A 10,680-nucleotide genomic window follows, 5' to 3' on the forward strand; every position below is an offset into this window, starting at 1 on the left:
CTGCGGCAGTGCTTACACGCCGGCGGCGTGCGCCTGCTGGTCGGCGTGGTAGCTGCTGCGCACCATGGCGCCCACGGCGGCGTGGCTGAAGCCCATCTTGTAGGCCTCTTGCTCGAACATCTTGAAGGTGTCGGGGTGCACATAGCGGCGCACGGGCAGGTGGCTGCTGCTGGGCGACAGGTACTGGCCGATGGTCAGCATGTCGATGTCGTGCGCGCGCATGTCACGCATCACCTGCAGGATCTCTTCGTCCGTCTCGCCCAGGCCCACCATGATGCCGCTCTTGGTCGGCACCTTGGGGTGCAGGGCCTTGAACTTCTTGAGCAGGTTCAGGCTGAACTGGTAGTCGGAGCCCGGGCGCGCTTCCTTGTACAGGCGCGGCGCGGTTTCCAGGTTGTGGTTCATCACGTCGGGCGGCGCGGCCTTCAGGATCTCAAGCGCACGGTCATCGCGGCCGCGGAAGTCGGGCACCAGGATCTCGATCTGGGTGAGTGGCGAGAGCTCGCGGATGTTCTGGATGCATTCCACGAAGTGGCCGCTGCCGCCATCGCGCAGATCGTCTCGGTCGACGCTGGTGATCACCACGTACTTCAGGCGCAGCTGCGCGATGGTCTTGGCCAGGTTCAGCGGCTCGTCCTTGTCCAGCGGGTCGGGGCGGCCGTGGCCCACGTCGCAGAAGGGGCAGCGGCGGGTGCACTTGTCGCCCATGATCATGAACGTGGCTGTGCCCTTGCCGAAGCACTCGCCGATGTTCGGGCAGGAGGCCTCTTCGCACACCGTGTGCAGATTGTTCTGGCGCAGGATGTCCTTGATCTCGTAGAAGCGCGTGGTGGGCGAGCCGGCCTTCACGCGGATCCAGTCGGGCTTCTTGAGCACTTCGCCCTGTTCCACCTTGATCGGAATGCGCGACAGCTTGGCCGCAGCCTTCTGCTTGGCCAGCGGGTTGTAGGCTTCGGTGGACTGCGCTTCGCGGACGACGTCGGTGGTGCTCATGGCTTGTAGGCGGTTCAGGGAGACAGGCGGATGCCGAGCTGCTGGCCCAGCACCTGCGCGGCTTCTTCCCAGGTGGTTTGGACCCCGATTGTAGAAAGGTCCACGGTTCGCAGTCCCGCGTAGCCGCAAGGGTTGATGCGGCCGAAGGGTTCCAGGTCCATCGCCACGTTCAGCGCGGCGCCGTGGTAGGTGCTGTGGCGGCTGACCTTGATGCCTAAAGCGGCGATCTTCCCGAGGCCCTCGAAGTTGGGTTCGGGTGCCGCCTGGCCTTCGCGTTTTTGCGGGCGCTGGGGCAGCAGGGCGTGGCTGTGCGGGTCATCCAGGCGCACGTAGATGCCGGGCGCGCCGGCCACGCGGTGGCCGGTGACGCCGAAGTGCGCCAGCGTGCGGATCAGCGCTTCTTCCAGCCGGTAAACATATTCCTTGACGTAGTAGCCCGCGCGCTGCAGGTCGATGAGCGGGTAGGCCACCACCTGGCCCGGCCCGTGGAAGGTGACCTGGCCACCCCGGTTGGTGGGCACCACCGGAATGGCGCCGGGATTCAGCAGGTGGTCACTCTTGCCGGCCAGGCCTTGCGTGTAGAGCGCGTCGTGCTCGCACAGCCACAGGGCATCGGGCGTGTCGGCCGTGCGTGTGGCCGTGTAGGCCTGCATGGCCTGCACCGTGGCGGCATAGTCCACCCGCCCGAGCGTGCGCAGATCGATGGTCACGGCCTTACAGCACGACCTTGACCAGGGGGTGCGATGACAGCGCGCGGTACAGGTCGTCGAGCTGCTCGCGGCTGGTGGCCGTGATGGTGACAGTAACCCCGAGGTAATTGCCCTTGCTGCTGTCGCGCAGTTCAATGGTGGCGGGGTCGAAAGTCGGATCGTACTGGCGGGCCAGTTCGGTGACCGCGTGCACGAAGCCGTCCACCTTGGCCCCCATGACCTTGATCGGAAACTGCGAAGGGTACTCGATCAGCGAGTCCTTGCGGGCATCCGCAGCGGCCGAGTCGAGGATGGTGAGGTTCGGTGGCAAAGGAGAGGACGTCATATGCAGGAGCTTCGATTTTTCGGTGGCGGTGCAGGCGGGGCCATTGTGCGGCAAGCCCTTCGGGTCGGCGTGGATGTGTCATACAGCTGCGCGCCTTTTTGGTGCATAACCGGGGCTGCCGCACCATGGCGGGCGTTGGTGGGTCACCACAGAGGTGCTGGCGCGCACCCCCCTTTCAGACCCTGATTGCAGGTCTTTGTCGTTCGCCACGGGTTTTTACTTATAATTAGAGGCTTTGTGAAATTTGCAGTCTGTAACATGGGCGTTACCAACAATGAAAACAATCGCCCCTGAGACAGAAACTGAGGCTGAAGATTCTGACTTCAAGCCCTTGTCCGCGCAGGAAGCGGACCAGTGGCGCAGCCGCAACCCTCCCGTCTCGATGTGGAAGGTGGTGGCGGGTCAGGCGCTTGTCGGCGTGCTCGTGGCCCTGGTGGCCTGGGGGCTGACGGGCAGGGCCGAAGTGGGCTGGTCTGCCGCCTACGGCGCGCTTGCAGTGGTGGCTCCGGCCGCATTGTTCGCCCGCGGTATGTCGCGCCAGATGGCGTCTGGAAATGCAGGCGCCTCCATGGCGGGGTTCTTTGGCTGGGAGATAGCCAAGATCGTGTTCACCGTCGCGCTGCTGGCTGTGGCCCCCTGGGCTGTGCCGGGGTTGGTCTGGCTTGCCTTGCTGGCGGGCATGGTGGTCACGATGAAAACGTATTGGGTCGCGCTTCTGGTGCGGCCTGGTGTCCGAAAAACCGATTGATATAGAGAAGAGTTGTCCGATGGCCGCAGAAGCGCACGCTCCGACTGCAAGTGAATACATCGTTCACCACCTGCAGCATCTTCAAAACGTCAACCAGACCAAGATTGTTGACTTCACGGTCATCAACTATGACTCGATCATCGTGGGTTTGGTTCTGGGTGCCCTCACGCTTTTGATCCTGTGGTCAGCTGCCCGTAAGGCAACCTCCGGCGTGCCCGGCCGCTTCCAGGCGGCGGTGGAAATGCTGGTCGAGATGGTGGACAACCAGGCCAAGGCCAACATCCACAACGCCGAGAGCCGCAAGTTCATCGCTCCCCTGGGTCTGACGGTGTTCGTCTGGATCTTCATGATGAACTTCATGGACATGCTGCCGGTGGACCTGCTGCCCGCCATCTGGGCCCAGATCTACGGTGCTGCCGGCCACGATCCGCACCATGCCTACCTGCGCGTCGTGCCCACGGCCGACCTGTCCACCACCCTGGGCCTGGCATTCGCCATCCTGATTCTGCGCTTCTGGTACAGCGTGAAGATCAAGGGCGCTGGCGGCTGGGCGCACGAACTCGTGTCGGCCCCGTTCGGCACCAGCAAGAATCCCATCTTCGCCCTGATCCTGGGCGTGATCAACCTGCTGATGCAGGTCATTGAATATGTCGCCAACACCGTCTCGCATGGCATGCGGTTGTTCGGCAACATGTACGCCGGCGAACTGGTGTTCATGCTCATCGCCCTGATGGGTGGTGCGGCTGCACTGTCGCTGTCGGGTGTGCTGCTGCCTGTGGGCCACATCATTGCTGGCACCATCTGGACGCTGTTCCACATTCTGGTGATCTCGCTGCAAGCCTTCATCTTCATGATGCTTGCGCTGATCTACCTCGGTCAGGCGCACAACGCGCACTAACGGTTCCCTTTCGTTTCTCTTTCCTTTTCAACCTTTCTTTTTTTAACTCAGGAGTCATCATGGAAAACATTCTCGGTCTCGTCGCTCTGGCTTGTGGTCTGATCGTTGGCCTCGGCGCTATCGGCGCTTCCATCGGTATCGCACTGATGGGTGGCAAGTTCCTCGAATCGTCGGCCCGTCAGCCTGAGCTGATCAACGAACTGCAAACCAAGATGTTCATCTTGGCCGGTCTGATCGATGCGGCTTTCCTGATCGGCGTGGCCATCGCCCTGCTGTTCGCTTTCGCCAACCCCTTCGCTTCCACGTTCTTGGCCAACCTGCCCAAGTAATTCCCACCCAACGCCACTCTAGAAAGGTGTTGCCGTGAGTATCAACGCGACCCTGTTCATTCAGGCCATCGTCTTCCTGATCCTGGTGTGGTTCACGATGAAATTCGTGTGGCCCCCGATCGCGAAGGCGTTGGATGAACGAGCCCAGAAAATCGCCGAAGGCCTCGCTGCTGCCGACCGTGCCAAGTCCGAACTGACCGCTGCCAACCAGCGCGTCGAGAAGGAACTGTCACAGGCACGCAACGAAACGGCCTCGCGTCTTGCGGACGCCGACCGACGTGCCCAGGCCATCATCGAAGAAGCCAAGGCACGCGCCACGGAAGAGGGCAACAAGATCGTTGCCTCCGCCCGTGCCGAAGCCGAACAGCAAACGGTGCAAGCCCGCGAAGCCCTGCGTGAGCAGGTCGCTGCGCTGGCCGTCAAGGGTGCTGAGCAGATTCTCCGCAAGGAAGTCAATGCCGGCGTTCACGCCGACCTGCTCAACCGCCTGAAGACCGAGCTGTAAGGGGACACACATGGCTGAACTCGCCACCATTGCCCGCCCTTACGCCGAAGCCCTGTTCAAGGCCGCTACTGCGGGTGCGGGCATGGACCTGGCCAGCACCGCTGACTGGGTCGATGAACTGGCGGCGATTGCCGCCAACCCCCAGTTGCGCCAGCTGGCAGACAGCCCCAAGGTGACGGCAGACCAGGTGTTTGCCGTCGTCACGGGTGTTGCGCGTTCGGCGCTGTCCGATACGGCCAAGAACTTCCTGCGCACGGTCATCGACAACGGGCGCCTGCAGGCGCTGCCGGAAGTCGCTGCGCAGTTTCGTGCCCTCGTGAATCGCCGCAGCGGCTCTTCGGACGCCGTGGTGCACAGCGCCTTTCCGATGGATGCCGCTGCACTGGCTGAGGTCTGCTCGGCGCTGGAAAAGCGCTTTGGCCGCAAGCTCAACCTCACCGTTCAGCTGGATGCGTCCCTGATCGGTGGCATTCGCGTAGTGGTGGGTGACGAGGTGCTGGACACTTCGGTCAAGGCCCGTCTTGAACAAATGAAAGCGGCCCTCACCGCGTAACGCGCGGCGAGGACAGCGAACCAAAGAAAGAAGGAAAGAGTCATGCAACTCAATCCCGCAGAAATTTCTGAACTCATCAAGAGCCGCATCGAAGGTCTGGCCGCCAGCAGCGATATCCGCAACCAGGGTACCGTGGTGTCCGTGTCTGACGGTATCGTGCGCGTGCACGGCCTGTCGGACGTGATGGCCGGTGAAATGCTCGAGTTCCCTGCCACCAAGGACGGCCAGCCCTCCTACGGCCTGGCCCTGAACCTCGAGCGCGACTCCGTCGGCGCCGTGATTCTGGGTGAGTACGAACATATCTCCGAAGGCGACACCGTCAAGTGCACGGGCCGCATTCTGGAAGTGCCGGTCGGCCCCGAGCTGATTGGCCGCGTGGTGAACGCCCTGGGCCAGCCCATCGACGGCAAGGGCCCCATCAACGCCAAGCTCACCGACGTGATCGAAAAGGTCGCTCCGGGCGTTATCGCCCGTAAATCGGTGGACCAGCCCCTGCAGACCGGCCTGAAGTCCATCGACTCCATGGTGCCTGTGGGCCGTGGCCAGCGCGAGCTGATCATCGGTGACCGCCAGACCGGCAAGACCGCTGTCGCCATCGACGCCATCATCGCCCAGAAGGGCCAGGGCGTCAGCTGCATCTACGTCGCCATCGGCCAGAAGGCTTCGTCGATCAAGAACGTGGTGCGCGCGCTGGAACAAGCCGGTGCCATGGACTACACGATCGTGGTGGCCGCATCGGCCTCCGAGTCGGCAGCCATGCAGTACGTGTCGGCCTACTCGGGCTGCACGATGGGCGAGTACTTCCGCGACCGCGGCCAGGACGCTTTGATCGTTTATGACGACCTGTCCAAGCAGGCCGTGGCCTACCGCCAGGTTTCGCTGCTGCTGCGCCGCCCACCAGGCCGCGAAGCCTACCCCGGCGACGTGTTCTATCTCCACAGCCGCCTGCTCGAGCGCGCAGCCCGCGTGAATGCCGACTACGTCGAAGCCTTCACCAAGGGTGAAGTCAAGGGCAAGACCGGTTCGCTGACGGCACTGCCCATCATCGAAACGCAAGCCGGCGACGTGTCCGCCTTCGTTCCTACCAACGTGATCTCGATCACGGACGGCCAGATCTTCCTGGAAACCAGCCTGTTCAACGCCGGTATCCGCCCCGCCATCAACGCCGGTATCTCGGTGTCGCGCGTCGGTGGTGCTGCCCAGACCAAGCTGGTGAAGAACCTGTCCGGCGGTATCCGTACCGACCTGGCCCAGTACCGTGAGCTGGCTGCGTTCGCGCAGTTCGCTTCCGACCTGGACGAAGCCACCCGCAAGCAGCTGGACCGCGGTGCCCGCGTGACCGAACTGCTCAAGCAGGCACAGTACAGCCCCCTGCCCATCTCGCTGATGGGTGCCACGCTGTTCGCTGTGAACAAGGGCTTCATGGACGACATCGACGTCAAGAAGGTTCTCGACTTCGAACACGGCCTGCACCAGTTCCTGAAGACCAGCCACGCCGCACTGCTGGCCAAGCTGGAACAGGCCAAGGCCATGGACAAGGACGCTGAAGCCGAATTGACCGCTGCCGTCGCCGCGTTCAAGAAGTCGTTCGCTTAAACCGGACGAGGAGCCATCATGGCAGCAGGCAAGGAAATACGCGGCAAGATCAAATCGGTGGAAAACACCAAGAAGATCACCAAAGCCATGGAGATGGTGGCTGCATCCAAAATGCGCAAGGCGCAGGAACGGATGCGGGCTGCCCGCCCTTACAGCGAGAAGATCCGCAACATTGCAGCCAATCTCGGCCACGCCAATCCAGAGTACGTGCACCCGTTCATGAAAGTGAACGATGCCAAGGTCGCCGGCGTGATCGTGGTGACGACCGACAAGGGCCTGTGCGGTGGCATGAACACCAACGTGCTGCGCATCGTGACGGCCAAGCTGCGTGAGCTGCAGGGCGCTGGCGTGTCCACCGAGGCGGTTGCCATCGGCAACAAGGGCCTGGGTTTCCTGAACCGTGTCGGTGCCAAGGTGGTTTCGCACGTGACGGGCCTGGGCGACAAGCCCCACCTGGACAAGCTGATCGGCCCCGTGAAGGTGCTGCTCGACGCCTATGCAGAAGGCAAGATCAACGCGGTGTACCTGAGCTACACCAAGTTCATCAACACCATGAAGCAGGAATCGGTGGTGGAGCAGCTGCTCCCCCTGTCGTCCGAGCAGATGCAGGCCGAGAAGACCGAACATGGCTGGGACTACATCTACGAGCCCGATGCACAGACCGTGATCGACGATCTGCTGGTCCGCTATGTCGAGTCCCTGATCTACCAGGCGGTTGCGGAAAACATGGCGTCCGAGCAGTCGGCACGCATGGTGGCCATGAAGGCCGCCACCGACAACGCCGGCAGCGTCATTGGCGAGTTGAAGCTGGTCTACAACAAGACGCGCCAGGCAGCGATCACGAAAGAACTTTCGGAAATCGTGGCTGGCGCCGCTGCTGTGTAAGCAGCTCAACCAACATCTAAATTGGAGCGAAAAATGGCTCAAGTGCAAGGCAAGATTGTTCAATGTATCGGCGCGGTGGTGGACGTTGAGTTCCCACGCGACCAGATGCCCAAGATTTACGACGCTCTGAAGCTCGAAGGTTCCACCCTGACGCTGGAAGTGCAGCAGCAGCTGGGCGACGGCGTGGTGCGTACCATTGCGCTGGGTTCGTCCGACGGCCTGCGCCGCGGCATCATGGTGACCAACACCGGCAACGCCATCACCGTGCCCGTGGGCAAGGCGACGCTGGGCCGCATCATGGACGTGCTGGGTGCGCCCATCGACGAACGTGGTCCCGTGAGCCAGGAACTGACGGCATCCATCCACCGCAAGGCCCCTGCGTACGACGAACTGTCGCCATCGCAAGAGCTGCTGGAAACCGGCATCAAGGTGATCGACCTGGTGTGCCCGTTCGCCAAGGGCGGCAAGGTGGGTCTGTTCGGTGGCGCCGGCGTGGGCAAGACCGTGAACATGATGGAACTCATCAACAACATCGCCAAGGCCCACTCGGGTCTGTCGGTGTTCGCTGGTGTGGGCGAGCGTACCCGCGAAGGGAACGACTTCTACCATGAAATGGCCGATTCCGGCGTGGTGAACCTGGAGAAGCTCGAAGAGTCCAAGGTTGCCATGGTGTACGGTCAGATGAACGAGCCCCCAGGCAACCGTCTGCGCGTGGCGCTGACCGGCCTGACCATCGCCGAGTCCTTCCGTGACGAAGGCCGTGACGTGCTGTTCTTCGTGGACAACATCTACCGCTACACGCTGGCCGGTACCGAAGTGTCCGCTCTGCTGGGCCGCATGCCTTCCGCCGTGGGCTACCAGCCTACGCTGGCCGAAGAAATGGGCCGCCTGCAAGAGCGCATCACCTCGACCAAGGTCGGTTCGATCACCTCCATCCAGGCCGTTTACGTGCCAGCCGATGACTTGACCGATCCTTCGCCTGCCACGACCTTTGCCCACTTGGACTCCACCGTGGTGCTGTCGCGTGACATCGCCTCGCTGGGTATCTACCCTGCCGTGGACCCGCTGGATTCGACCAGCCGCCAGCTGGACCCGAACGTCGTGGGCGAAGACCACTACGCCACGGCCCGCGCGGTGCAAGGCACGCTGCAGCGCTACAAGGAACTGCGCGACATCATCGCCATTCTGGGCATGGACGAACTGGCTCCTGACGACAAGCTGGCCGTGGCCCGCGCGCGCAAGATCCAGCGTTTCCTGTCGCAGCCTTTCCACGTGGCCGAAGTGTTCACGGGCTCGCCAGGCAAGTACGTTCCCCTGTCGGAAACCATCCGTGGTTTCAAGATGATCGTCAGCGGCGAGTGCGACCACCTGCCGGAACAGGCGTTCTACATGGTTGGTACCATCGACGAAGCCTTCGAAAAGGCCAAGAAGGTGGCCTGATTGCCTGGCGGCTGAGCAGCTCCGCGCTGCCCGGCCTTCACGAGCAATCAAGCAACCCCTCTTTTCCTAGGAGCAATGATGAACACCATCCATGTTGATGTGGTCAGTGCCGAAGAGTCGATCTTCTCCGGTGAAGCACGCTTTGTCGCGCTGCCGGGCGAGTCTGGCGAACTGGGCATCTTTCCCCGCCACACCCCGCTGATCACGCGCATCAAGCCGGGCTCGGTGCGCATCGAAATGGCCGACGGCCGCGAAGAATTCGTGTTCGTGGCCGGTGGCATTCTGGAAGTGCAGCCCAACCGCGTGACCGTGCTGTCCGACACCGCCATCCGCGGCAAGGACCTGGACGACGAGAAGGCCAATGCTGCCAAGGCATCGGCCGAAGAAGCGCTCAAGAATGCCAAGAGCGAGATCGACCTGGCCCGGGCACAGTCCGAGCTGGCCGTCATGGCCGCCCAGATCGCCGCGCTGCGCAAGTTTCGCCAGAAGAAGTAAATAAGACAAGCAAGCCCCCAGATCCTTGCGGATCTGTTCAAAAAACCCGGCCCCGCCGGGTTTTTTTATGCCTGCGCGCCCGTGCTTTCAACGAGGCCGATGCGCAGGCCCTCGCATGCTATCCACAGTGTGTCCCAATTGTCATCCTGCAGCAGTTGGCGGCTTGCCAGGAACATGCGTGCCGTGGCCAGTGAGTGCACGCTGAACGTGAGTGACTCGATCCGCAACTGTCCGGCGGGAACCAGTTCCAGCGAGATCCCCGGCGCAAGCATGATCGGTTGCCCAGAGGGCGAGCCACTGAGACGCTGCCAGTGCTTTCGATGCATGCCCAGATCGGGCGTGCCCATGCGTATCGACTGTAGCCCGATGAGTCCGAGCGGGCCCCCATGGGCTTCCTGCAGCGCCTGCCGGTGCCGTCCGCGGCGTTGTACCGGTGTGGCTGCTTCGTCCCAGGGATAGATGGCCGCGCGAGGATTCCACTCACAGAAGAAAATGCAGCAGCTCGGCTCGGATACATCGAGCACGACGGCATTGGTGAAGTTTGTGACCACTTCGCCTTGTGTGTTGGGAGACTGGAAGGTACGGGCGGGCTTGCTGGCGATGCCTGCAGCAGCTGTGTGCTCCAGCGCTTGTGGCAAGGGCAGGGCGGGCTCCAGCGCGAAGCCGTGGATGAGCGGTGGCTGTGAATGCTCGGGAAGATCGGCATTGGAGGTTGCGGCCCAGAATTCGAGGTCCGTGCTGCCCGCATGCACCCAGCCGTAGGTCGCGAAAGCGGCGTGCTGCAGGGGCCAAGCCACGGGCAAACCGAACACGCGGCTGAACAGGTCGAACAATGGCTCTGCGTTGGTCAGGCGCAGCATGATGTGGTCGATGGATCGGTAGGCTGGCGTCAAGGGCATGGGTGCAGTTGCGGCTGGCCTGTGCATTGTGACCGGGCCGCCGCTGAGGGGGTGCCTGGCACAGGGTGAGCCTTCACCTACGGCTGCCTGTGCGATTGCCCATGAAAAAAGCCGAGGCCTCTTGCGAGGTCTCGGCTTGTGCAGGGTGGCTGCAGTGCGGTCTGCAGCCCGTTGCCTTGCAAATTACAGGGCGCTGATTTCGCCCGAGGGGATCTGGCCGGTGCGAACAGCTTCGGCAGCAGCGGCACGCACCGCAGCACGGTCAGCCGTCGACTTGTAGGTCACCACACGCGAACCAGCGGGT

Annotated in this window: 13 protein-coding genes; 9 read left to right on the top strand and 4 right to left on the bottom strand. The window is 62.6% G+C overall.

Annotated elements, in window-relative coordinates:
- Positions 1-12: 12 nt before the first annotated feature.
- The 3 genes from lipA to ASE31_RS19735 all read right to left on the bottom strand — a co-directional run bounded on the left by lipA (position 13) and on the right by ASE31_RS19735 (position 2,028).
- A complete protein-coding gene (lipA, locus tag ASE31_RS19725) occupies positions 13-993 on the bottom strand; it encodes a lipoyl synthase (RefSeq protein ID WP_057203528.1) in 981 nt (326 codons plus the stop codon).
- Positions 994-1,007: 14 nt separating this feature from the next.
- Entirely contained in the window at positions 1,008-1,646 is a 639-nt protein-coding gene (gene lipB / locus ASE31_RS19730; RefSeq protein ID WP_369819474.1) for a lipoyl(octanoyl) transferase LipB, read from the bottom strand.
- A gap of 61 nt (positions 1,647-1,707) precedes the next feature.
- Positions 1,708-2,028, bottom strand: a complete 321-nt coding sequence (locus ASE31_RS19735; RefSeq protein ID WP_057203544.1) for a YbeD family protein — start codon at positions 2,026-2,028, stop codon at positions 1,708-1,710.
- Positions 2,029-2,302: 274 nt separating this feature from the next.
- On the opposite strand from ASE31_RS19735, the gene ASE31_RS19740 reads away from it, so the two are divergent.
- From ASE31_RS19740 to ASE31_RS19780, 9 genes are all read left to right on the top strand, one after another.
- Entirely contained in the window at positions 2,303-2,776 is a 474-nt protein-coding gene (locus tag ASE31_RS19740; RefSeq protein ID WP_057203530.1) for an ATP synthase subunit I, read from the top strand.
- 19 nt (positions 2,777-2,795) lie between these two features.
- Entirely contained in the window at positions 2,796-3,674 is an 879-nt protein-coding gene (atpB, locus tag ASE31_RS19745; protein WP_057203531.1) for a F0F1 ATP synthase subunit A, read from the top strand.
- A 59-nt stretch (positions 3,675-3,733) separates the two neighbouring features.
- The gene (gene atpE, locus ASE31_RS19750) at positions 3,734-4,003 is read left to right on the top strand and encodes a F0F1 ATP synthase subunit C (protein WP_007847749.1); all 270 of its coding nucleotides are present in this window, start codon (positions 3,734-3,736) and stop codon (positions 4,001-4,003) included.
- A gap of 34 nt (positions 4,004-4,037) precedes the next feature.
- Positions 4,038-4,508 carry a F0F1 ATP synthase subunit B gene (locus ASE31_RS19755; RefSeq protein WP_007847746.1) on the top strand — a complete coding sequence of 157 codons (471 nt, stop codon included), beginning with the start codon at positions 4,038-4,040 and terminating at the stop codon, positions 4,506-4,508.
- Positions 4,509-4,518: 10 nt separating this feature from the next.
- Positions 4,519-5,061, top strand: a complete 543-nt coding sequence (locus tag ASE31_RS19760; RefSeq protein WP_057203532.1) for a F0F1 ATP synthase subunit delta — start codon at positions 4,519-4,521, stop codon at positions 5,059-5,061.
- A gap of 42 nt (positions 5,062-5,103) precedes the next feature.
- Entirely contained in the window at positions 5,104-6,657 is a 1,554-nt protein-coding gene (gene atpA, locus ASE31_RS19765) for a F0F1 ATP synthase subunit alpha (RefSeq protein WP_057203533.1), read from the top strand.
- Between the two features lie 18 nt (positions 6,658-6,675).
- Positions 6,676-7,542, top strand: coding sequence for a F0F1 ATP synthase subunit gamma (gene atpG / locus ASE31_RS19770; protein WP_057203534.1), 867 nt, complete (start codon positions 6,676-6,678; stop codon positions 7,540-7,542).
- A gap of 33 nt (positions 7,543-7,575) precedes the next feature.
- Entirely contained in the window at positions 7,576-8,982 is a 1,407-nt protein-coding gene (atpD, locus tag ASE31_RS19775; RefSeq protein ID WP_057203535.1) for a F0F1 ATP synthase subunit beta, read from the top strand.
- Positions 8,983-9,060: 78 nt separating this feature from the next.
- Positions 9,061-9,477 carry a F0F1 ATP synthase subunit epsilon gene (locus tag ASE31_RS19780; protein WP_057203545.1) on the top strand — a complete coding sequence of 139 codons (417 nt, stop codon included), beginning with the start codon at positions 9,061-9,063 and terminating at the stop codon, positions 9,475-9,477.
- A gap of 65 nt (positions 9,478-9,542) precedes the next feature.
- Here the strand turns inward: ASE31_RS19780 and ASE31_RS19785 are convergent, their stop codons facing one another.
- Positions 9,543-10,337, bottom strand: a complete 795-nt coding sequence (locus ASE31_RS19785) for a hypothetical protein (protein WP_235514681.1) — start codon at positions 10,335-10,337, stop codon at positions 9,543-9,545.
- Positions 10,338-10,680: the final 343 nt, after the last annotated feature.

The sequence above is a fragment of the Acidovorax sp. Root217 genome, from assembly GCF_001428645.1.
GTDB lineage: Bacteria > Pseudomonadota > Gammaproteobacteria > Burkholderiales > Burkholderiaceae_C > Acidovorax.

Bases quoted from the DNA above. Each gene is read 5' to 3' on its own strand.
- lipA (WP_057203528.1), bottom strand. From the start codon at position 993: ATGAGCACCACCGACGTCGTCCGCGAAGCGCAGTCCACCGAAGCCTAC.
- lipB (WP_369819474.1), bottom strand. From the start codon at position 1,646: ATGCAGGCCTACACGGCCACACGCACGGCCGACACGCCCGATGCCCTG.
- ASE31_RS19735 (WP_057203544.1), bottom strand. From the start codon at position 2,028: ATGACGTCCTCTCCTTTGCCACCGAACCTCACCATCCTCGACTCGGCC.
- ASE31_RS19740 (WP_057203530.1), top strand. From the start codon at position 2,303: ATGAAAACAATCGCCCCTGAGACAGAAACTGAGGCTGAAGATTCTGAC.
- atpB (WP_057203531.1), top strand. From the start codon at position 2,796: ATGGCCGCAGAAGCGCACGCTCCGACTGCAAGTGAATACATCGTTCAC.
- atpE (WP_007847749.1), top strand. From the start codon at position 3,734: ATGGAAAACATTCTCGGTCTCGTCGCTCTGGCTTGTGGTCTGATCGTT.
- ASE31_RS19760 (WP_057203532.1), top strand. From the start codon at position 4,519: ATGGCTGAACTCGCCACCATTGCCCGCCCTTACGCCGAAGCCCTGTTC.
- atpA (WP_057203533.1), top strand. From the start codon at position 5,104: ATGCAACTCAATCCCGCAGAAATTTCTGAACTCATCAAGAGCCGCATC.
- atpG (WP_057203534.1), top strand. From the start codon at position 6,676: ATGGCAGCAGGCAAGGAAATACGCGGCAAGATCAAATCGGTGGAAAAC.
- atpD (WP_057203535.1), top strand. From the start codon at position 7,576: ATGGCTCAAGTGCAAGGCAAGATTGTTCAATGTATCGGCGCGGTGGTG.
- ASE31_RS19780 (WP_057203545.1), top strand. From the start codon at position 9,061: ATGAACACCATCCATGTTGATGTGGTCAGTGCCGAAGAGTCGATCTTC.
- ASE31_RS19785 (WP_235514681.1), bottom strand. From the start codon at position 10,337: ATGCTGCGCCTGACCAACGCAGAGCCATTGTTCGACCTGTTCAGCCGC.